Origin of the sequence: Pseudoalteromonas arctica A 37-1-2, from assembly GCF_000238395.3 — a bacterium.
In the GTDB taxonomy this organism is placed as follows: domain Bacteria; phylum Pseudomonadota; class Gammaproteobacteria; order Enterobacterales; family Alteromonadaceae; genus Pseudoalteromonas; species Pseudoalteromonas arctica.
In genome coordinates, this window is the sequence record NZ_CP011025.1 from 1,327,691 (window position 1) to 1,349,110 (window position 21,420).

The following is a 21,420-nucleotide window of genomic DNA, read 5'->3' on the forward strand; positions in this document are numbered from 1 at the left end:
TCAATCTACGTCACAGCATTTTCACACTCTGGTTGGGTACGAGCTCACTGTCTTCCCGATGTGACAAGTGCTAGCTAAACACTCATCAAGAAGAGATACAAGGTTGGGTAGAGCGTAGCGAAACCCAACAAATCTCCAATTTCACACCGTTTTATAACAACGCTCTATAATATTTAAATACACAGGCCGTATAAGCAAAGCGCCATCCGACAACCCTGTACTTTATAGACTGAACTTTATAACCTAAGATTACATCTACCCTAAAGCTCATATCTTCTTCGTTAATTGTGCTAATTAGTTTACTATGCGCGACTTAAAAATATTCTACTACTTACCACTAGGCTTATATGTCCGCAAATGCACTTTACACCGACCTTTCTGATTACTACGACTTAATGTGCGCAGATATAGATTATCAAGCCCAAAGCAATTCTATTCACAGGCTGCACCAAATTTTTGGTAATGGCGCAAATACCCACCTCGATTTAGCATGTGGCACCGGCCCGCATGTACGCCACTTTATTGATTACGGCTATAAAAGTAGTGGGCTTGATTTAAACCAGCCAATGCTAGATAAAGCACAAATTCGTTGCCCAGAAGCGCAATTTTCATTGCAAAATATGAGTGAGTTTAAAGTAACCGAGCAATTGGATTTAATTACCTGCTTTTTGTATTCAATCCACTACTGCGACGGTATTAATAAGTTAAAAGAATGCCTTGCCAGCGTACACAGCGCATTAAATGTAGGTGGGATATTTTGTTTTAACACGGTTGATAAAAACAAAATCGACAGCGATTCATTTGTAGAGCACACAGCAACAAGCGAAAATAGCTCGTTCACATTTCGCTCTGGTTGGCACTACAGTGGCACTGGCAGTAAACAGTTATTAAAACTCAGCATAGAAAAAACCACCGCAGATAAAACACTCGTATGGCACGACGAGCACCCAATGGTTGCTTTTAGTTATACTGAGCTTAAAGAAGCCCTAAAGCTGTACTTCGAAATTCACATATTTGAACATGACTACGACAAAATAACCCCATGGGCAGAGCGCTCAGGCAACGCCATTTTTGTCTGCGTAAAAATTTAAGTTAAACACTCATCAAGAAGAGATACAAGGTTGGGTAGAGCGTAGCGAAACCCAACGAACCTCCAATACCTATGCCCCAATAACCCCGCATTATATATTTGAAAACGTAGGTCGGATAAGCGAAGCGCCATCCGACAATGTAACTTATTTGAGTTCCTGCGAATATAAACAGCTAATTTTTATTTTTATTATTTACGTTTAAATCAAGCTATTATGGTATTTTTGATAGTTGAAAAGGATAGGCAACTTAATTGCACAAGCAAAGCTACTCTATCTATTTATCTCGGTACTTTGTATTGTAAAATGTTTAAAAATATCAAAAGTAAGCGTTAATTAATCATGATGTATGAAGTCAAGGTTTGACCCCTCTGGTCTCGCTGTGAAATACGATGGAGGAAAAAAGGTTAAAAATTGGTGTGAATGAATCATTCCATAGAGCAAAATACGTCGGTTATTATTTAAGACTGAATATATAAGGAAATATAATGAAATCTATTAAGTTCAATAGCAGTATTTTTACCTACCCAATATTTTTGGGGTTTGTTGGAGTTCCTATCATAGTAGCCACTTTACTAATGTGGCTCATAGCTTGTAGCTCTAATTTAAGCTTTGCGTTTATCACTAAAGAGTCTCTAGAGCTCTTTGTTGAGTATCAAAAAATTCCATTATTTATTTTAAGTCTAGCCCTGCCATTAGGTACAGTTGCCGCAGCAAATTTCAGAGCATTGCAATTTAATTCAAATCTAGAACGACAGGAGTATGAGCATCAATTAGATCTCTTCTATAAAGGCGCAGAACAGTTTGAAAAAAAAATGTATGGGGTTATCAAAGCTGGAAATTATAAGTATTTTGATCCTATTTTCAGCTCACTTGTTTACTCCCGCCTCTATAAGAAGCCTAGCAAGGGAGAATTGTATGATACTAACCCAATGAAAAAAAGGCTTGATAAAGTTTGTGATACTTTTAATGATATCACCGAAACTTTAGATAGATTATCTTGTTATTCAGATGAAGATCCTTCGGAGTATAAGGACGAATTATTACTTCATTACACTGATTTAAATGGGTTACAAAAACATGCAAGTATGGCAACGCTATGTTGTGATATGAAATTAATCCTACTAATTAAAAGTATTGATGATGCTAAGGATGACTTATCCAATGCTATCGGTATACTAACTTTTAGAGTAAGTGTAAGTATCTTTAAATATACTGATAGCATTTTTGAAATGAGTCTGGTTATCAAAAGCATAGCTGGCTTGCAGTTAAAAGCTCGAGAAGATAATTTCGATATGAGTATGTTCCAAAAAACTGTAGAAAAGTGGTTGGATTACTCATACCGAGACAACGATACGATAACACTTTCTGAGTTAGAGAAAACATATAATCTAACACCTAGATAATTTAAAAAAGATCAAATACCTACATATTTGGCTCTATACAAAATTAGATCATTTTTTAGAGAGAGTTTAATTGAATATCTATAAAGCTTACTCTAAACGACAAGCTAGATTTCATTTGAACCTCTCTGTATAGTCAAATTTTCTTTTTATAATCATGCTTGAAGTTGCTGCAATTAGAGCACTTTCTTTACCATTAACGGACGCTTACAACTTCTTTAAATCTAAATCTAGTAAATTTGCAAAAATTAAGATGTTTAATGTTGAGGAGGTGTATTTAAAAGCTTCTCAAGTAGAAAATGTAAAAACTATTTGGCAGGTCGACAAAAGTGTAAATTTAAACGAGTTTTATTACCCATCTCGATTAAGAAACCATAGGGGTCAAATCTTGATTTCATACATCAAAATTATTGATTGCCTATTTATCCCTCGAGCATGCTCTTATAAATCTAAGGTTTAATAACTAGCATAAAAAAAGCGTTGCCCTTGAGCAACGCTTTTCTGTATTTGTCTAATAGCTGGTAGCTAACTTACTGTGCCGCTAGCTATACTGCTGCGAGATTACTCTGCCGCAAGATAATCCAACACTACTTGATGGTGATCTTTAGTTTTAAACTTATCAAATAAGTGTTTAATTTTACCGTCTTGGCCTACTAAAAACGTTAGGCGGTGAATACCATCGTACTCTTTACCCATAAACTTTTTGTAGCCCCATACACCAAATGCTTCAGCAATGGCGTGATCTTCGTCGGCTAATAAATCAAAATTAAGCTCTTTTTTAGTTTCAAAGTTTTTAAGGCGCTTAATTGGATCTGGGCTAATACCTACAACGCGGGTGTTAAATTTAGCAAGCTGTGCTTGCTCATCGCGTAGGTTTTCGGCTTGTACAGTACAGCCCGGCGTTGACGCTTTAGGGTAAAAGTACACAAGCACTTGTTGCTCTTTTAACAGCTCGCTTAATGTTACTGTTTCGTCGTTTTGGTTTTGTAGGCTAAAAGCGGGTGCAGTATCGCCAGCTTGTAATGGACTAATTGTGTTCATGTTTAGCATCCTTAACGAATTCGTTTAAAAATATAATCTACGTTTAGCGTGTGAGAAAGGCTCTCAAAACTAATTTTAAATTGATCTATATCTACATCAACAGGTATGTTGAATTCAAGTTCACAACGCATTTTAATGTTGTCTTCTTGAGAATAAGTGTCTGACTTAAGTGAGCAAATACTAATATTATTGTCGGCAAAAAAGCGCGTTACTTTGCTCAATGTGCCTGGGGTGTCTATGCCTGTATATTCTAGTGTGTAACCTGCACAAAATTCGCTAGGAGTATGGCTCGCTGTACGCTTCATCATGGTTAGCAGGCCAAGTTCCATGGCTTTAGTTGGTAGTACGTGCTCTATGCGGCTTATTGCCGACATGTCGCCGCTAAGTAGCATTATGAAGGTGAATTCGCAGCCTAAAATAGCAATACGGCTGTCAATAATGTTGCAGTGGCAATCGCTAACCAGTTGGGTTAGTTCACTTACAATACCGGGTCTGTCTTCGCCAATCGCTGTTAAAACAATTTGATGATTTGAAAATGCAGTCATGAGTTCAAATACCTTGTTACTTGGATTATATCAACCGAGTTGGCAACACCAAAAATACACACGAGAAGTTGCACGGCGGCGAAGTTTAACACAAAAAGGGCTCTAAACTACAGCACACGCTAATTAAGCGCTTTTAAAGTGCGGTGTTTCTTGTTTTTACTGGCACGGGAAAGTACCATAGCTAAAATTTGCTTATTTGCGCTTAGTTTTATTGCTAAGTTGAAGTGCTGAACTTTATTGCATTTAGGCAGCCAAATAATAAATGTAAAGTTAATATTGATTTTACACTGAACCAAATCGGCATTACCCACTCATATATTTGTTAAAACAATTAAAGGGTATGCTAAGGAGAAATATCTGTGCAGTATTGGATCCCAAAAGCACTTGCAGTAAGTGTATTGGTAAGTTTATCAGGGTGTAGTGTATTTATTAATAAGGCACATGACGAACGTAACTATCGTACGCATGAGCCTATAAAAGCACCAACGTCGTTATCTCAACCAGCTCAAGACCCAGTTTATAAAATGGATGTAGGTCAATACGACAACAATCCTGAAGCTACAAATTACCGCCCACCGGCACAAGTATTAACAATTGCTAAAGGCAGTTGGGTAGAAGAGACAGATAAACAAGCGCGTATTTATTTTGATAAAAACGATGGCATTGCTGATTTAGATGAATTTCTTTGGGACACGATTCAATCAGTCCTCGCTGATAACAATGCAGGAACCACAAAAGAAGACAAGCTACTAGGTACTATTGAAACTGATTGGTACTCAATCATTAAAACCGAAGAAGGTTTTTGGTGGTGGGGCGATGAAGTTAACGATGACTTAGAAAAATTTAGATTCACTATTGAAGAAAAGTCACATCAGCGTACTGCGTCTTTACGTGTAGAGCTGATTGATTTTAAAGGCGACCATACGCTAACTGATTTGTTAAAGCAGCAGTTAGAAGTACGTGCGCTTAACCAAGTAGTGAGCGAGTTTGATTACCGTTACCGTCAACTTGAAGTTGATATGCGTAAACGCCAAGGTATTATTTCTCTTGAAATGGGCTTTGATAACAAAGGTAATGCAGCACTTGTAACTGAGCAATCTTACGAAGCTGTGTTTGACCGTTTCTCTGGATTTTTAGAGCGCTTGTCGTTCACTATTGTTGAAATTAACCCAGATACGGGCTTAATTACTGCTGATTACACTAAACCAGAAACAAGTGTTTGGGATTCAATTTGGGGTGATGACGTAGCTCAACTACCTATTGATGAAGGCCAATACCAAATTTTAGTAAGTAAAACTAAAGAAGGCGGTACTAGCTTAACGTGGATGGATGATAAAGGCGAAACGCTTGAGCCAGGTACTATGAATGGTTTACAACAAGCATTAGAAGCAGCACTCATTCAGCGCGGCATTAAAATTTAAATAATAATAAGTTTTACCACAAAAAGAGCGCTATGCTCTTTTTGTGGTTTTTATAGGTTAAACAATATGTCTCAGCTACCTCATCGTTCACACTACACGTGGCGCACTTGGTTTACTTTTTTGGTTCCTTCGTTAATTGGTGTGTTTTTATTTATGACACCCATTAGTACCTCGCAAGGGATGACCATTCCTATTGCCGTTATGGCAAAAGCGGTTCAAGCAATGATGCTTGGCTCTGCTCAAGCAATTATTACTCTCATTATTTGTATTACAGGGGTTATTTCTGTAATTACTAAAGTGTTTAAACCCGCCGCTATATGTAACTCACCTTTGTTAAAGCATTTATTTGATGTGAGCTGGACATGGCTGGTGGTGCGCTTATTTGGTATGGCGTTTGGTCTAATGACGTACTTAAGCCTAGGCAGCGAGATGATTACCTCGGCCAATACTGGCGCGCTGGTATTAAATGACTTATTGCCAGTGTTGTTTTCGGTATTTATTTTAGCGGGCTTATTACTGCCGCTATTAATTAACTTTGGTCTACTAGAGCTTGCTGGTACGTTAATGACTAAAGTAATGCGCCCTGTATTTGGTGTACCTGGTAGAAGCGCGGTTGACTGTACTGCATCGTGGTTAGGTGATGGTAGTGTGGGTATTTTGATGACTGCAAGGCAGTACGATCAAAAGCACTATACACAACGCGAAGCGGCTATTATTGGTACTACGTTTTCAGCGGTTTCAATTACGTTTAGTTTAGTGGTGCTTGGGCAAGTTAAACTTGAATACCTATTTGCACCGTTTTACGCAACGGTATGTTTAGCCGGTATTGTTGCCGCTATTATTGTGCCGCGATTACCGCCACTGCGCTTTAAAAAAGACTTATTGATTGATGGTACTGAGCCAGATAGAGACGCTGAAACAATTCCGGGTCATAAAACCTTATTTGGTCATTCGTTAGATGTTGCATTAGCTAAAGCAGATAACTCAACGGGTGTTAAAGGTACAATAAAAGAGGGCTTACATAACGCGCTTGATATGGTGTTTGGTGTATTGCCTGTAGTTATGGCGGTAGGTACATTTGCACTGATCATTGCTGAGCATACGCCTATATTTCAGTATTTAGGTATGCCGTTTGTGCCATTTTTAGAGTTATTACAAGTACCCGAAGCGGCAGCAGCGTCGCAAACTATTATGGTTGGTTTTGCTGATATGTTTATTCCGTCAATATTAGCAGCAGGTACAATTGAAAGTGATGTAACGCGCTTTATTATTGCCGCAATGAGTGTAACTCAGCTTATTTATATGTCTGAGGTGGGCGCACTTTTACTTGGCAGTAAAATACCGGTAAATATTTTAGAGTTATTTATTATATTTATTTTGCGAACGCTAATTACTTTACCTGTTATTGCGCTAATGGCGCATTGGTTAGTAGGCTAAATTAACGAAAATATAATTAAGCGAATTGGTATTGTTGAAAAAGCCCTGATTAATCAGGGCTTTTTTGTGTCTATTGCATTTTTAATATTGGCGTTGGGCTTTTTAAACTCCGTTTTTGCAGAGAGTTTAATCAGCGCAATATTACCAATGACAATAGCAAAAACAACGGCGACAATAATTACAATATGCCAAGTTTGCATCGCAGTATCACTTAATATTTAGTACGTTTAAGTGTGACCGTTTTACGCTATAACAGCAATTAAATTACTCAAAACACAATCAATAATTTTAAACGCAATCAATAACTTTAAACACAATCAATAACCTTAAAAACGTCTAGCTACCGAAAGCGTTAAAAAGTTAAGCCCTGGGTTTGGCTCTTTAAAGCCTGCGTTTGAATAGTGAATAACTCTAAGGGCAACATTGGTGTGGCCAAAGTCGGCAACAAGGCCTATGCGGTCTTCAAACTGGTAGTGAGTACTTATGTTTTTACCGGCAAACTGCGTTTCATCAATCAGTGATACACCAATCCCTGCTTCTACATAAAATGGGGTGTTGTTAAAACTAAAAGCAGGAAATTGCAGCACAGGTGACATAGCAAGTACTAGGTTTGATTGTGTTTCATCGCCGTGGCGGTATTCCCACATATTTACGCTGGTTTCAAAGTAAAAGCGTGCATCACCAATTATATTTTGCATGCTAGGTGCATGATACTGATACGCAAACTTAACGCCGTTTACGTTACCTTCGCCTTTGAGAAAATCAACGGCATAACCGTGGTTCGATTGAGCAAAAGCAAGTTTGCCAAAAAGTGAAACTACTAATACAAAAGAGATAATAAGTGTTTTAAGTGACGTTTTCATAGGTGCCAAATGTTTGTCTGATTCAAGTGATAACTAAATGATAAGGGCGACCTATTAACAATTACAATGAGGACAAAATGCCGGTTGTATATGAGCTGTTAACGGAGGTTTCTAACTGCTTGAATTTATTTTAGTTATTTTATTGGTGCGATTTGGGCATTAATAAGTTGCTTATTTGTGCCTTTTTTATTGCGTATAGTTCGCGTAAATTACAGCCATCTTAATCACACAGACATATACAATTATGAAACTCTTTAAACTATTCGTTTTAGCCACTGCTTTTTTTAGTAGTTCGTTATTTGCACAAACTCAGCAATCGCCAGATCAGTTACTTGAATCAGTAGCCGATAAGCTATTTGCAGACATTGGCCAAGTAAATTCAAAAGGCACAGCAAGCAAAGAAGCGATGGCTGCCATTGTTGAAAAACGTTTAATGCCACATATTGATGTTAAGTTTGTATCGTTTAAATTATTAGGTAAGCACATTAAAGGCATTGAGCGCGAACAGGCTGTTCAATTTATAGATGCAGTAGAGCATTACTTAACAGGTACATACGCTGGTGCACTAATGAAGTACACAGGTCAAAAAGTAGTATTTGAGCGTAATAACGCAAAAAGTGACTCTGAGTACGCAACAGTTAATACACAAATTATTGAGCCAAATGCGCCTACAATCGACTTAAGTTTTAAGCTTCGTTTAGGTAAAAATGATGAGTGGAAAGTATACGATATTGTTGCCGAAGGCATTTCACTATTAAGTGCTAAGCAAAAAGAGATTATTCAACGTATTTCTGAAGTGGGTTTAGATCAAGTTATTAGCGAGTTAAAAAGTAAATAGACTATTTGTCTGGCTCTGATTAAGCCCAACTCCAACCTCAAAAACGGCCAATTACTTATGTACTTGGCCGTTTTTATATTTGTAAGTAAAGGATTGTTGTTATTGCGTAATTTTGCGCTAGCAGCAAAACAAAGGTGTGCTAGAATATCGACACTTTGATTAAGCGTGGTGTCAGCTAAAAACTGATATAACTTACCACCCCCAAGCCACACTGGAGTTGTGTTGTTTTAATGGAAAATGTACTGATTTGGCCAAAGGAATACCCATTACTTATTAAAGGACTGGTAGAACAAAACGGTGCCTTTATTTTAGATGCTTTGGAAGCTTGGCCTGCTTGTCGTTCTACAAATGAAGACGATGGTGTATGCACCACCGTGTTACCGCCTATTTATTATTTGGCATGGCTAACCCCACTAGAACCATTTGAAGAATGTTACTTTCAACATATCTCTGAATATGACGAAGACGCACAAGCGTATATTAGTGCGGTTAAAAGCCATTACTACGATAATGAATACACCCCTGAAAGCTTAGTGCTTATGCTATGCCAGCGCCTTGAAAAATACGCAAGTGTGGCTGCACAAAATACCATAGATACGCCACTGTCTTTAGTCGATTTGTTTTTTAGTAAACGCTATTTCACGTTAATTGAGCATGCGCTAAATAATAAAAGTAAACTTTCGGCAAAAGATACATTAGCCCTTTGGAAAGAAGTTGATTTTAGAGAGCGCTTAAGTGCGTTTATTCCAGAGTCTATTGCTGATTTAGATACTCTTTCTGAACTTGCCAGCGAAAAAGTAGCAGCGGGTAAAGACTATTTTACGTTGCTTACACAGGTTTCTCCTGATGTTGACTCTGTTGTACTGCTAGAAAAAGCATTATTAACGCACCTGCGTAAAAAAACAGCCAAGCAAACAATGGCAATGCGTTTTATTGAGCAAGGCGCTACGGGTGTTCTTGCTGATGAAAACAATAAAACAGCTTTTATGTGGGCCGCCGAAAAAGGCTTTGTAAATGTGGTTGAAACGCTACTTGCAAAGCAAGACAAAAAAGCGGTTGATAATTTAGGTAACACAGCACTTCATTACGCTGTATTTGCTAAAAATGAATCGTTAATGGTGCTGCTTATTAAAGCGGGCTATAACTTTAGAGCGCGCAATAAAGAAGGTTTAAGTTGTTACCGTTTGGCGGTTAGTATTAAAGCTAATAACTTGGTTAAATGTTTAGAGCGTGACTTTGGTATTAAAGAGCTTTCGCCGGAAGGGCAGTTTGATCGCATTAAAAAAGTACATGTGCTGCACGCTATTGTCACTATATTGCTGCCTTTGCAGTTGTTCTTCTTTTTTGATGAAACACTCTCTATTAAAAGTGAGCTAACGCTGAGTTTAACTATGGCGGCAGTGATTTGTTTTTTCTTTGCGACCACTTTAAAACGCTGTGCGTTATATCCACATATTAAACACCCTTGGGGCTTGTTTGTGCTCAGGGGCTTTTCGTTTATTAGCTTAATAGCTCAAATAGGGCTGGCGAGCATTGTGGTGCTAGCTGCCTTAAGTGATTTAGTTTAGTCACTTTTAAACAGCTAATAAAAAACGCGCTTAAAGCAATTTAAGCGCGTTTTTTGTATTTATAACCGTTTATGGTTAAGCCTTATTTACCGTGCTCATTTGCTGCTTTTTCTTCAGCTAGTTCTTCTTTAAGCTTACGGATTTTTAAACCTTGTTCTTGTCCGCGATGTCTTGCGTAGTAAGTACAACCAATAAACATTGAAGAGGCAAACACAAGCTCTAGCAATACCCAAATTAACTCATCTGGCGCTGCCCACAGCATTGTAAGCCCGTGAATAAAATACAGCATTACAACAAAGTTAGCCCACGCATAAGTGTATGTACTGTCTTTAATTATGCCTCTTAACGGCAGTAGTAACGGAATAATAGGCAAAAATAAAGACACTAAACTCGCATTACCACTTAGAGGTGGCACAAAATACATCCACAGTGGAATAAGAACAAGTAAACCTACATAGCCAAATAGTGCGGCACGCTGAAACTTTACTGTAATCGGCTTTTTAGCTGGGTTGTCAGCTGTATTCATTTAAGTTTTCTCGCAATGTGAGTAAGGCGTTTACCAACGCTTTGGCATATTTTAATTTCGTCTTTGCTTAGCTGTGCACTATTAGCGCTGCCAGCAACGTGTGTTGCACCGTATGGTGTTCCACCTGTTTGTGTTGCAAGTAGTTCGGGTACATCGTACGGCACGCCCAGTAGCATCATACCGTGGTGTAATAGTGGCAGAGATAAGTTAAGTAAGGTTGCTTCATTACCACCATGCATACTGCTTGATGACGAAAACACACACGCTGGCTTATCTATTAACTGACCTTTTAACCATAAGTCGCTGGTGGTTTCCCAAAAGCTTTTAGCTTGAGAGGCCATCATGCCAAATCGGGTTGGAGTACCAAATGCTAAACCATCGCAATTTATTAAATCATCTTTGGTGATCACAATGTCGTGCGCATTTTTAGCCACAAAGGTACGAAGTAGTGCACTAGCACCTTGTTGCTCTATCGACTCTGCTATTTCGTGAGCCATTGCTTCAACTGAGCCATGGCTTGAGTGATAAAGCACCACTATGGTTGCACTCATTATAAAACGCTTAGTACGTTTTCTGGTGGACGACCAATCGCTGCTTTATTGTTATTCACTACAATAGGGCGTTCAATTAGTTTTGGATTTTGTACCATGGCATCTATTAATGCTGATTCACTGCTTTCATCTTTTAAATTAAGTGCTTTGTAGTCATCTTCTTTTGTGCGCATTAATTCACGTACGGATGAAAAACCAAGTTGGATTACAAGCGTTGAAATTTGCTCGTGTGTAAGAGGCGTTTTTAAATACTCTACAACACTTGGCTCTATTGCTTTACTTTGCAGTAGCGCTAGCGTTTCGCGTGATTTAGAACAACGAGGGTTGTGGTAAATAGTAACAGACATAAAATGATTCCAAAGTGTGAATTGCGTCTATTTTAGGGTAAGCGCTTGCAGACTTAAAGTCTTGCAAGCTCTTTTTGTAAAAGTCGATACTGGGTAAGTAGTGCTTTTAAACGTTGTTGCTTTACAAGTTGAGTAGGCTCTACAAAGTTTAGTGCTTTTTGTACTTCGTCTGCGGCTTTTAAATAAGCACCATATTGCGCTAATACATCGGCGTTAGCTTCGTGATAAGAGGCTAATTTATCTTGTTTTTTATACGCGTCTGCAAGGAGTTGTTTGCCTAAGTTATGATCTGGCTTTTCGAGTAAAAAACTCTTTAAAATATTTTCAGCAAGCTCATATTGCTCAGCTTCAAGTGCTGAGTTGGCATAGTTAAGTGTAATTACCTGATTATTAGGGCGATACTGATTTAAATCCGCTAAAAACTTAACGGCTTCGTCTGCCTTTTTTTGTGCAATAAGTAAATCGGTATGGGTATCTATATAAAATAAGTTTTTAGGATCGTTTTTTAAAAGCTCGTCTAATATTGGTGCTGCTTCATCAAGCTTTTTTTGATCAAGCAAGCTTATGGCTAAACCATACTTTAATGCAGTGTTGTTGTAGGTGTTTTCGCGCAGTAGCTTTCTAAATAGATCTTCTGCGTTTTCTGGTTTGTTGTCATAGCGGGCAAGCACTCGACTTTTTGCTAAATTAAACTCAAGGCTCGCATTCATAAGGCGCACAGGAAATTGCTCTGCACGCAAACGTACATCTGATACACGACTCTCTGGTAATGGGTGAGTTAGCAAAAATGCTGGTGGCTTGTATTTATAGCGAATTTGCGCTGCAAGTTTAGTTAAAAACTCACTCGATGCACGGGGATCAAATCCTGCATTATTAAGTGTTTGCATGCCTATGCGGTCAGCTTCTTGCTCAGCTGAGCGGCTATGCGTTAACTGGCTAAAAGCAGATTGTGTTTGGCTGGCAGATATAATGGCAATACCCGCGTCGGGTGCAACAACGGTTGCTAATATACCTGCAATCATACCGGCAATGGTCAGCGCGCTGTTATCTTGTTGCTGCTGTATTCTACGTGCTAAGTGGCGCTGTGTTACGTGAGCAATTTCGTGACCAAGTACCGAAGCAAACTGGCTCTCGTTATCGGCTTGAGCTATTAACCCTGTGTGTACACCTACATGCCCGCCATAAAATGCAAACGCATTTATTTCTGAGTTATTTATCCAAAAAAACGAAAACGGAAAACGTACATCGTTAGCATTAGCAACAAGTTTACGGCCAATAGTTGTGAGGTATTCATCTAGCACAGGGTCGTTTATAACTGGTGATGAGCCTCGTATTTGCATCATCATTACTTCGCCAATAGCTTGTTCTTTTTCAAGTGGCAGTGCTTGTAATGCAGATGTCCCTAAATCAGGAAGAGTAAAGTTGGTTTGCGCTTTTAAAGGTTCGCTTACTAATAAGCTAAACGTAAGCGCGGCACTGCATAAAGTGATAAATGCTGATTTTAGCTGCATTTTATTCCTTGTTAATTTGTTCGCCAATTGCAATTTTGGCTATGTCTATTTCGTCACTGCTTGCACGGCTGTCTTTTTCGCACAATTGGTATAGTTCTTTTATTGTGACTCCATCAAGCTTTACAACGTTCAATTCTCGCTGCAAAAAAGTAATAATTTTATGTACTACTTTATGTGCATGTAAAATAATGGCTTTATCTGCTTTGTCGCCCCGTTCAAAATAAAAGCCAATAAACTTATGTAACTGACTTATTCTGATCAGGTTTTTCATTGAATGTGGATCCCACACTCTAAACTCCATAAAGCGATTATTTTTTATGTATTGATCAACAATAACATCTTTAGCATAAGGCTGTGCCCATAGCTCAAAGCCTCTGTCGGTAAAAACTTGGTGCAGCGCAATACGTGGCTTATGTTTAGTGTGTATTACACCAAGGCTGTCTTCATGGCCTTCTAATAAATCTAAGTTCCAATTGCGTTTATCTATAAGTTGTTTAACTGCATTATCGAATCCATGATCTAAAATCCCTTCTGATTCGCTTATTGATGAGGCAACAAGGTGATAAAAAGGAGGTAGTTCGCCCCAATTAATTTGCTTTTTAAACCAATTAATCTCTTTGAGTGTTGGATTACTGGGTAGTTGCGCTTTATTATGCGTGCCAGGCATTAACTTATCCTTACTGCTAGTTATGTTATAAGGATAAACTATTGCAGGTATTGTTTTAACAAAAAGTTACAACGGTTTGGGTATATAAGTATATTGACCGTAAATATGCGACTTATTATTCATTTACTATACGGATAAAGTAGTTATGGTAGAGCGCGATTTAAAAGAGTTTAAATGCCCTCAGCAATTTGTGCAGTTTAAACTTGCGCTACGAAGTGCGCAATCTTCAAAACAACGTATCACTTTTAGTCTTAATAAAGGTGAAAGTGCGAACGATATTGAACGTTTTTTGCAAAAAAATGCTTATAGTTACAATTTTGATAAACAACGTGGGTTGTTATTAGTGGAGCCATTACATGTTTGAATACGTAAAAACATGGTACGAAAGGAAGTTCTCGGATCCTCATTCGTCTACCTTATTATTTTTATTATTAGCCTCAGTGGCCTTACTTTACTTTTTTGGCTCGTTAATTGTTCCTGTGCTTGTAGCATTGGTTATTGCTTATTTACTTGATTGGCCGGTTGTTCATTTAGAGCGCGTTGGCTTAAAACGTTTTACTGCAACGATTATTGTAATGTTGATATTTATTAGCATTATGCTCACCCTTATTTTGGTTATTGGCCCAGTGCTTTGGAAGCAGACCAGTAACTTAGTGCAAGAAACCCCGCATATGTTAGAGCAAGGGAAGTCTTATTTAATGGCTTTACCTGAACAATACCCAAGTTTAATTAACATAGATCAAGTACAAGCTATTGTTGCAACGGTAGAAGCTAAAATCATTGAGTTTGGTCAAACTGTATTGTCGTTTTCACTAACCTCATTAAAAGATGTTGTTGCATGGCTTATATATTTAGTACTTGTGCCGTTACTGGTGTTTTTTATGCTTAAAGATAAGCTGGAGCTAACGGGGAGTATTGCTAAACTGATCCCGCAGCAACGACGCTTAATTTTGCAAGTGTGGCATGAAATGAATCAACAAATTATGAATTATATTCGCGGTAAAGTGTTTGAAATTTTAATTGTTGGTGGTGTGTCTTTTATTGCATTTACTGTTTTAGATTTACGCTACGCCGCATTACTTGGAGTGCTTGTTGGCTTGTCGGTATTAATTCCATTTATTGGCGCGGCACTCGTCACTATTCCGGTAGCGGCAGTTGCGCTGTTTCAGTTTGGATTAGAAACACAGTTTTGGACCATTTTAATTATTTACGGAATTATTCAGGCGCTTGATGGCAACGTGCTTGTGCCACTATTATTTTCTGAGGCGGTTGATTTAAATCCGGTATTTATAATTGTCGCGGTATTATTTTTTGGTGGCTTATGGGGATTTTGGGGCGTATTTTTTGCCATCCCGTTGGCTTCATTAGTAAAAGCGCTAATAACAGCTTGGTCGTCAACGCATGAAGAGATAAGTAAAGAGGTCAGTGAATAGTTAAGTAAACAGACTTTTAGTCTAAAAAAGCATAGTAAACGCACCTCTAGTGCTAATTGATTATTACTCATTACCTGTAAATTTATGTACTATTGGTAATAAGATATATTTTTTAGTAATAAGGTGCGTTTTTTAATGTCTGAGTTTTTATTGCACGATGAGCCAGTAAAACAAGTTTACCTTGATGCAAACGCAACGACCCCTGTGTTGCCTTGTATTGCTGATGTTGTTTCTCATACCATGCAAATATGTTTTGGTAATCCTTCAAGCCCGCACATTACAGGTATTCAAGCCAAGCATTTATTAGAACAAACACGTCAAAAAGCACACACAGTTATTGGCGCAAGTAATGGCGATATTTTATTTACCTCTGGCGCAACAGAAGGCATTCAAACTGCGGTGGTTTCTACGTTAATTGATGCTAAAAAACACCCGATTAAAAACCCCGTATTGTTATATGGCGCTACTGAGCACAAAGCGGTGCCAAATACACTTAAGCACTGGAATAGCGTACTAGACGTTAATGCTGAAGTGCTTGCTATTCCGGTTGATAGTAACGGTATTTTAGATTTAGATTTTATAGCTAAACATATCGATAACGCTTTGATGATTTGCACCATGGCCGTTAATAACGAAACCGGTGTATATCAAGATTTACCCGCTATTGAGCAGGTGATTCGTAGCCGTAATAAAAATGTATCGTGGATGGTGGATTGCGTGCAGGCGCTCGGTAAACAAGCGCTCGCACTAAGTGACACAACAATAGATTACGCACCTTTTTCGGGGCATAAGCTTTATGCACCGAAAGGTATTGGCTTTTTATATATTCGTAGTGGCAGTGCGTATACACCTTTTATAGCGGGTGGCGGTCAAGAAAGTGGAATGCGCTCAGGCACCGAAAATCTACCCGGTATTGCAGGGTTAAATAAGCTATTTAGTATGTTGCTTGATAAATCAGACGATACATTTAAACCAATTAGCGTACTTAATTCTTATCGAAGCCAGTTACAAAGCGCGATAAAAGACACCTTTGGCGATATTACATTCAATCATGATTTTGCTTATAGCGTGCCTACCACACTTAACTTTGCTGTTAACGATTTAACGAGCAAAGAAGTGATTGATTTATTTGACGCTGCGGGCATTCGCGTAAGTGGAGGCTCGGCTTGTAGTACAGGCGCATCAACAAGTTTTGTTTTAGATGCAATGGGTGCAAGTAAGTGGCAAAGCGAAAACGCGATTAGGCTATCGTTTGGACCTGCTGCAACACAACACGATATTGATGATGCTTGTGTGCGTATTCGCGCTCTTAAAGCAATACTCCAGGCAAACTGTTTAATCGTATCTGACAGCACCACACCACAACAAGAAGTATGCGCACTGGGCCTTACTCAGTTTAGGCACCAAGGAGCATGTAGTTGGCTTTATGTAAGCGATGATAAGCACGCTGTAATTATCGATCCTATTATTGAGCTTATTCCGCGCTTTGAAAAAATAGCTAATACACAAAACTTAACTATATCGGCGGTGCTTAATACTCATCTGCATCAAGAGCGAGAGTCAGCGACTAATTTACTAACCAGCGTTCTTGCATCAAGAGTTGTAAAAGGTGAGGTTGATTCGCTAGGTTGGCCGCTAAATACAGCAAGTATTAACTTGGCAAACGACGTACTTGAAAAAGTAGTTACACCTGGGCACAGCAAAGACAGTGTAAGTTATTTATTAAAAAACAGTAATGGCGAAACGCGTTACTGTTTTTGTGGTGATTTAATACTGCCTGCAGGGCTTGGCAATACATCGCTTATAGGTGGGGATGCAAAAGCAATGGCACGCTCTATTTTAGCAATGAGCGAGCAACTTAATAGCACCAGCATTATTTGCTCAGGGCACGACTACCAACAATGTTTTGCCATGAACTGGGCTGTACAGCAAAACCAAACGCCATTACTTGATGCGTTAGTGAGCGGCAGTATTTCAGTTGATGAATTTGCAATACAAAAACAGCAGTACGACGCTTCAAAACAAGTAGATAACACGCAATTGTGTGGTTATGTAAATGCGTTACCTGAGGTTGATACACAGCAATTAAATTTTGATGACGCTAAAGTAATGTTAAACACCAGCGATACATATTTAATAGATACTCGGGAGCCGTATGAGCATGGAGCAAATAATGTTGCTCAGTTATTTAATACGCTAGATGAAAAAACATTAAATATACCACTTAGCAGAATGGCAAATGCGGTATTTGAAGGGCAATTAAACAAAAATAACAAGTACATTTTATTATGCCGTAGTGGTAACCGCTCAAAAATTGCTGCAACTAATTTAATGCAACTAGGATACAAAACGGTTTATAACCTAAGTGGCGGGTTAGCGCTTAGTAATTAAACAAAGATTGTAATTTATACAAAATCGGCTTTAGGGCCGATTTTTTTTGTTTTTAAGGTTTATTTGCTCGCAAGGTAAACAAGCCCTAGTAATTAGTGAATAACTATAAAAAGTAATTATTGTGCTGATAAAAATTCATTAATATTTCATTTTGATTGATTAAGCTATCCCGTTGCCTTTAAAATTGCGGGTAAATTAATTTATAAAATTTTTATGATACCGGTGTCAAAAGCTAAAAATTGCGTTATCATCGGCATCTAAAATTATAAAAACAGCACTTTTTTTGCATTTTTAGTTATACTATCGGCGCTTTATTTTAGCGTAAATAAACAGTGTTAAGAGTTTTGCTTTTATAAAAAACATTTTTAAATCAATTGATTGAAAAAACTAGAGGATATTTCCATGTCTAACCGAACGCAACTAGCAAGTTGGCAAGCACTAGAACAAAGTGCAGCTAAGATGAAACAAACACATCTGAAAACGTTATTTGCACAAGATGACACGCGCTTTTCTCAGTTTTCGACTCAAGTACCTGGCGTATTATTCGACTATTCTAAGCAACTTATTGATAACGATGTTTTTGCAAACTTAATGTCGCTTGCTAAAGAATGCGATATTGCATCGTGGCGCGATAAAATGTTTAGCGGTGAAAAAATCAATATCACCGAGGATCGCTCAGTACTACATACGGCACTTCGTAATCGTGCTCACACTCCATTAATAGTGGATGGCGAAAACGTAACACAAGCCGTAGACAACGAATTAGCTAAAATTAAAGTGTTTGTAGAAAAAGTTCGTAGCGGTAAGTGGTTAGGCTATACAGGTAAAGCGGTAAAAGATGTTGTAAGTATTGGCGTAGGTGGTTCTAACCTTGGCCCACAAATGGCAACTGAGGCATTAAAAGCACTTGCTGATGATACGTTAAATGTTCACTACGTATCTAATGCTGACGGTGTACAAATTTCGTCTATATTAAAAACCATTGACCCTGAAACAACATTATTTGTTATTTCGTCAAAAACATTTACTACGTCAGAAACTATGACAAACGCTAAAACGGCGGTTGACTGGTTTTTACAAACAACAAAAGATGAAAGTACAATTGCAAAGCATTTTGTTGCAGTAAGTACAAATTTAGAAAAAACGGCAGCCTTTGGTATCAGCGACGAAAACGTATTCACTATGTGGGATTGGGTTGGTGGTCGCTTTTCACTTTGGAGTGCGATAGGCTTACCAATTGCTTTATATTTAGGCTACGACGCCTTTGAAGCAATTTTAGAAGGTGCGTTTGAAATAGACGAGCACTTTAAATCTGCGCCGTTTGAGCAAAATATACCATTAATTATGGCATTGCTTAGTGTATGGAATACGAGCTTTTTAGGCTACACAGCGCAAGCTATATTACCGTACGACCAAGCACTGCATATGTTGCCTGCGTATTTACAGCAAGGCGAAATGGAAAGTAACGGTAAACACGTTAACTTTGCAGGCGAAACGGTACCTTATACTACAGTTCCAATTATTTGGGGCATGACGGGTATTAATGGTCAGCACGCGTTTTATCAGTGTTTACACCAAGGTAATGTAATTGTACCTGCAGATTTTATTGCATCTGTTAAACCACAAGTGAATGTTGATAAGCATCACGATATTTTATTATCAAACTTCTTTGCACAAACAGAAGCGATGATGAGTGGTGTAGATGCAGCGCAAGTTACTGCTGATTTAACCGCTAAGGGTAAATCGCAAGCAGAGATTGATGAGTTATTAAATCATAAAATTCATCAAGGCAATCGTCCTACAACGTCTATGCTATTAGATACAGTAGATGCTAAAACAGTGGGCCGTTTAATTGCACTGTATGAGCATAAGATATTTTGCCAAGGCATTATTTTAGAAATATGTTCGTTTGACCAATGGGGTGTAGAACTGGGTAAAGGTTTAGCATCTAAAATTGAGAGTGAACTCACTGATGAAAGCGTTAAACATGCTCATGATAGTTCTACAAACGGCTTAATGGCGTACTACAAACAAAACCGTACGCAGTAAAAAATTCGCTTACGCAAGTAAGTAAACCGAGTACCTTTGAACGGGTAGCGCTGGAGTGCTTAGGGTCTGTATTTTTGTGAGAGGAGATACAGGGCCCCTAAGGCTCATTTAATAAGCGCAATGATAAAAATAATAATAAATCATCGATACAGAACAATTCAGCAGGCTTTTATTTAAATACAGCTATAAAAGCCATCTAATCTAGCAATAAATAGGCATACCCGCGCATTTATAAAGTGTACTGGGTATCACAACGTAGAGAGTAACTATGCTTAATCCTTTTGATATTATAATTTTTGGGGGCGGTGGTGATCTTGCGTTACGCAAATTGCTACCTGCAATGTACAGAGCATATCAAGAAGGTAACTTACCTGAAGGCTCACGTATCCTACCAACAGTACGCGAAGAATCGAAACGTGCTGAATACATAGAAACAGCGCATAAAGCATTACAAGAATTTTTAAGCAAAGGTGAGTTTAACGCTAAAGATTGGAAAGCATTTTCTACTTTTTTAGTGCCAGTGGTAAGTAATGTTACAGAAGCAGACGACAACTGGGATGTGCTAAAAGGCATTTTAGATGAGCACGAAAGCACTAAGTCTCGTGTGTTTTATTTATCGCTTCCGCCTGCTGTTTACGGCACATGTTGTGAAATATTATCGACTAAAGGTTTAATTACACCTACATCACGCGTTGTTGTTGAAAAGCCTATTGGTTATTGCGGTGATTCTGCTGAAGCAATTAATGGAAAAATTGCGGAATTTTTTAATGAAGAGCAAATTTTCCGTATTGACCATTACTTAGGTAAAGAAACAGTACAAAACTTAATGGCGCTACGTTTTTCAAACTCATTGTTTGAAAATATGTGGGATGCTAAATCTATTGATAACATCCAAATTAGCTTATCAGAAACTGTTGGCCTTGAAAGCCGTGCTGGTTTCTACGATAAAGCCGGTGCACTTCGTGACATGGTTCAAAACCATTTATTACAACTACTTTGTTTAGTTGCAATGGAGTCGCCTAATAAGCTTAACGCTAACAGTATTCGTAACGAAAAATTAAAAGTATTAGAAGCACTTCGCCCGCTTGTAGATGGCGATGTTGATGAAAATATTGTTCGTGGTCAATACGTGCCAGGTGACTTAAACGGTAAAATTGTACCGGGTTACTTAGAAGAGCTAAATGAAGGTTCTAGTAAAACAGAAACGTTTGTAGCTATTCGCGCGCATATTGATAACTGGCGCTGGGCGGGTGTTCCATTTTACCTTCGTACGGGTAAACGTATGGCTAAGCGCTGTGCAGAAATTGTGGTTGAATACAAAAAAGTATCTCACAATATTTACGAAGATAACGTGGGTAATATCGAGCCAAATCGTCTTGTTATTCGTTTGCAGCCAGAGGAAACAATTCAACTAACGCTTATGTCTAAGCGTCTTGATAACCTTCAAATGCAACTTGAACCAGTAACAATGAATATTGAGCTTTCACAAGCTTACAGCAATGGTTTTCACTCAGATGCGTACAAGCGTTTAATGCTTGATGCCGCTGCAAATAACCCATCATTATTTATTCACCGTGATGAAGTTCGTCAAGCGTGGAAATGGATTGATCCAATCATTGACCGTTGGCAAGACAAAGGCAAGCCTGCACTTTACCGTGCTGGTAGCTGGGGTCCTGAGGATGCTGATGAACTATTGGCAGAAAAAAGCCACGTGTGGTTTAACACAGGCGATAAGGTATAA

At 38.4% G+C, this 21,420-nt stretch carries 20 protein-coding genes; 11 read left to right on the forward strand and 9 right to left on the reverse strand.

The window, feature by feature from the left end:
- The first annotated feature begins 347 nt into the window (after positions 1-347).
- Entirely contained in the window at positions 348-1,091 is a 744-nt protein-coding gene (locus tag PARC_RS05960; RefSeq protein WP_010555067.1) for a class I SAM-dependent DNA methyltransferase, read from the forward strand.
- 485 nt (positions 1,092-1,576) lie between these two features.
- Complete coding sequence (locus PARC_RS05965; RefSeq protein ID WP_010555068.1) at positions 1,577-2,494, forward strand: hypothetical protein; 918 nt, start codon at positions 1,577-1,579, stop codon at positions 2,492-2,494.
- A 558-nt stretch (positions 2,495-3,052) separates the two neighbouring features.
- Here PARC_RS05965 and bcp read toward each other — a convergent pair.
- Both bcp and PARC_RS05980 read right to left on the reverse strand, forming a co-directional pair.
- Positions 3,053-3,532, reverse strand: a complete 480-nt coding sequence (bcp, locus tag PARC_RS05975; protein WP_002963124.1) for a thioredoxin-dependent thiol peroxidase — start codon at positions 3,530-3,532, stop codon at positions 3,053-3,055.
- An 11-nt stretch (positions 3,533-3,543) separates the two neighbouring features.
- A complete protein-coding gene (locus tag PARC_RS05980) occupies positions 3,544-4,077 on the reverse strand; it encodes a glycine cleavage system transcriptional repressor (RefSeq protein ID WP_007583906.1) in 534 nt (177 codons plus the stop codon).
- Positions 4,078-4,436: 359 nt separating this feature from the next.
- Here PARC_RS05980 and bamC point away from each other — a divergent pair, with 359 nt between their 5' ends.
- Together bamC and PARC_RS05995 are read left to right on the forward strand one after the other, a co-directional pair.
- Positions 4,437-5,498 carry an NlpB/DapX family lipoprotein gene (gene bamC / locus PARC_RS05990; protein ID WP_010555071.1) on the forward strand — a complete coding sequence of 354 codons (1,062 nt, stop codon included), beginning with the start codon at positions 4,437-4,439 and terminating at the stop codon, positions 5,496-5,498.
- Positions 5,499-5,564: 66 nt separating this feature from the next.
- Complete coding sequence (locus PARC_RS05995; RefSeq protein ID WP_007583911.1) at positions 5,565-6,935, forward strand: YjiH family protein; 1,371 nt, start codon at positions 5,565-5,567, stop codon at positions 6,933-6,935.
- 53 nt (positions 6,936-6,988) lie between these two features.
- On the opposite strand, the gene PARC_RS06000 is transcribed toward PARC_RS05995, so the two are convergent.
- Positions 6,989-7,135: a DUF2897 family protein gene (locus PARC_RS06000; RefSeq protein WP_010555072.1), complete on the reverse strand. Its 147-nt coding sequence runs from the start codon at positions 7,133-7,135 to the stop codon at positions 6,989-6,991.
- Between the two features lie 126 nt (positions 7,136-7,261).
- A complete protein-coding gene (locus PARC_RS06005; protein ID WP_010555073.1) occupies positions 7,262-7,798 on the reverse strand; it encodes an acyloxyacyl hydrolase in 537 nt (178 codons plus the stop codon).
- 244 nt (positions 7,799-8,042) lie between these two features.
- Here PARC_RS06005 and PARC_RS06010 point away from each other — a divergent pair, with 244 nt between their 5' ends.
- Entirely contained in the window at positions 8,043-8,636 is a 594-nt protein-coding gene (locus PARC_RS06010) for an MlaC/ttg2D family ABC transporter substrate-binding protein (RefSeq protein WP_007583914.1), read from the forward strand.
- Between the two features lie 230 nt (positions 8,637-8,866).
- Positions 8,867-10,204, forward strand: coding sequence for an ankyrin repeat domain-containing protein (locus tag PARC_RS06015; RefSeq protein WP_010555074.1), 1,338 nt, complete (start codon positions 8,867-8,869; stop codon positions 10,202-10,204).
- An 82-nt stretch (positions 10,205-10,286) separates the two neighbouring features.
- Here PARC_RS06015 and PARC_RS06020 read toward each other — a convergent pair whose 3' ends face one another.
- The 5 genes from PARC_RS06020 to PARC_RS06040 are packed head-to-tail and all read right to left on the reverse strand — an operon-like array spanning position 10,287 to position 13,806.
- Entirely contained in the window at positions 10,287-10,730 is a 444-nt protein-coding gene (locus PARC_RS06020; protein WP_010555075.1) for a DUF2069 domain-containing protein, read from the reverse strand.
- Positions 10,727-11,281, reverse strand: coding sequence for an NAD(P)H:quinone oxidoreductase (wrbA, locus tag PARC_RS06025; protein WP_010555076.1), 555 nt, complete (start codon positions 11,279-11,281; stop codon positions 10,727-10,729). Before wrbA ends, PARC_RS06020 begins: the two co-directional genes overlap by 4 nt.
- Entirely contained in the window at positions 11,281-11,628 is a 348-nt protein-coding gene (gene arsC / locus PARC_RS06030) for an arsenate reductase (glutaredoxin) (RefSeq protein WP_007581040.1), read from the reverse strand. The genes wrbA and arsC overlap by 1 nt, the downstream gene beginning before the upstream one ends.
- Before the next feature lie 53 nt (positions 11,629-11,681).
- Positions 11,682-13,139, reverse strand: coding sequence for a beta-barrel assembly-enhancing protease (bepA, locus tag PARC_RS06035; RefSeq protein WP_007581042.1), 1,458 nt, complete (start codon positions 13,137-13,139; stop codon positions 11,682-11,684).
- A 1-nt stretch (position 13,140) separates the two neighbouring features.
- Positions 13,141-13,806, reverse strand: coding sequence for a hypothetical protein (locus PARC_RS06040; RefSeq protein WP_007581045.1), 666 nt, complete (start codon positions 13,804-13,806; stop codon positions 13,141-13,143).
- 145 nt (positions 13,807-13,951) lie between these two features.
- Between PARC_RS06040 and PARC_RS06045 the strand changes: the two genes are divergently transcribed.
- From PARC_RS06045 to zwf, 5 genes are all read left to right on the forward strand, one after another.
- Positions 13,952-14,170: a sulfurtransferase TusA family protein gene (locus tag PARC_RS06045; protein ID WP_002961455.1), complete on the forward strand. Its 219-nt coding sequence runs from the start codon at positions 13,952-13,954 to the stop codon at positions 14,168-14,170.
- Complete coding sequence (locus PARC_RS06050) at positions 14,163-15,239, forward strand: AI-2E family transporter (RefSeq protein WP_007581049.1); 1,077 nt, start codon at positions 14,163-14,165, stop codon at positions 15,237-15,239. Before PARC_RS06045 ends, PARC_RS06050 begins: the two co-directional genes overlap by 8 nt.
- Before the next feature lie 135 nt (positions 15,240-15,374).
- Entirely contained in the window at positions 15,375-17,630 is a 2,256-nt protein-coding gene (locus tag PARC_RS06055; RefSeq protein ID WP_010555077.1) for an aminotransferase class V-fold PLP-dependent enzyme, read from the forward strand.
- 402 nt (positions 17,631-18,032) lie between these two features.
- Positions 18,033-19,679, forward strand: a complete 1,647-nt coding sequence (gene pgi, locus PARC_RS06060; RefSeq protein WP_010555078.1) for a glucose-6-phosphate isomerase — start codon at positions 18,033-18,035, stop codon at positions 19,677-19,679.
- Positions 19,680-19,947: 268 nt separating this feature from the next.
- Entirely contained in the window at positions 19,948-21,420 is a 1,473-nt protein-coding gene (gene zwf, locus PARC_RS06065) for a glucose-6-phosphate dehydrogenase (RefSeq protein WP_007581057.1), read from the forward strand.

Bases quoted from the DNA above. Each gene is read 5' to 3' on its own strand.
- PARC_RS05960 (WP_010555067.1), top strand. From the start codon at position 348: ATGTCCGCAAATGCACTTTACACCGACCTTTCTGATTACTACGACTTA.
- pgi (WP_010555078.1), top strand. From the start codon at position 18,033: ATGTCTAACCGAACGCAACTAGCAAGTTGGCAAGCACTAGAACAAAGT.
- PARC_RS05965 (WP_010555068.1), top strand. From the start codon at position 1,577: ATGAAATCTATTAAGTTCAATAGCAGTATTTTTACCTACCCAATATTT.
- PARC_RS06040 (WP_007581045.1), bottom strand. From the start codon at position 13,806: ATGCCTGGCACGCATAATAAAGCGCAACTACCCAGTAATCCAACACTC.
- PARC_RS06045 (WP_002961455.1), top strand. From the start codon at position 13,952: ATGGTAGAGCGCGATTTAAAAGAGTTTAAATGCCCTCAGCAATTTGTG.
- zwf (WP_007581057.1), top strand. From the start codon at position 19,948: ATGCTTAATCCTTTTGATATTATAATTTTTGGGGGCGGTGGTGATCTT.
- wrbA (WP_010555076.1), bottom strand. From the start codon at position 11,281: ATGAGTGCAACCATAGTGGTGCTTTATCACTCAAGCCATGGCTCAGTT.
- PARC_RS06015 (WP_010555074.1), top strand. From the start codon at position 8,867: ATGGAAAATGTACTGATTTGGCCAAAGGAATACCCATTACTTATTAAA.
- bepA (WP_007581042.1), bottom strand. From the start codon at position 13,139: ATGCAGCTAAAATCAGCATTTATCACTTTATGCAGTGCCGCGCTTACG.
- PARC_RS06020 (WP_010555075.1), bottom strand. From the start codon at position 10,730: ATGAATACAGCTGACAACCCAGCTAAAAAGCCGATTACAGTAAAGTTT.
- PARC_RS05980 (WP_007583906.1), bottom strand. From the start codon at position 4,077: ATGACTGCATTTTCAAATCATCAAATTGTTTTAACAGCGATTGGCGAA.
- PARC_RS06050 (WP_007581049.1), top strand. From the start codon at position 14,163: ATGTTTGAATACGTAAAAACATGGTACGAAAGGAAGTTCTCGGATCCT.
- PARC_RS05995 (WP_007583911.1), top strand. From the start codon at position 5,565: ATGTCTCAGCTACCTCATCGTTCACACTACACGTGGCGCACTTGGTTT.
- PARC_RS06000 (WP_010555072.1), bottom strand. From the start codon at position 7,135: ATGCAAACTTGGCATATTGTAATTATTGTCGCCGTTGTTTTTGCTATT.
- arsC (WP_007581040.1), bottom strand. From the start codon at position 11,628: ATGTCTGTTACTATTTACCACAACCCTCGTTGTTCTAAATCACGCGAA.
- PARC_RS06005 (WP_010555073.1), bottom strand. From the start codon at position 7,798: ATGAAAACGTCACTTAAAACACTTATTATCTCTTTTGTATTAGTAGTT.
- PARC_RS06010 (WP_007583914.1), top strand. From the start codon at position 8,043: ATGAAACTCTTTAAACTATTCGTTTTAGCCACTGCTTTTTTTAGTAGT.
- PARC_RS06055 (WP_010555077.1), top strand. From the start codon at position 15,375: ATGTCTGAGTTTTTATTGCACGATGAGCCAGTAAAACAAGTTTACCTT.
- bcp (WP_002963124.1), bottom strand. From the start codon at position 3,532: ATGAACACAATTAGTCCATTACAAGCTGGCGATACTGCACCCGCTTTT.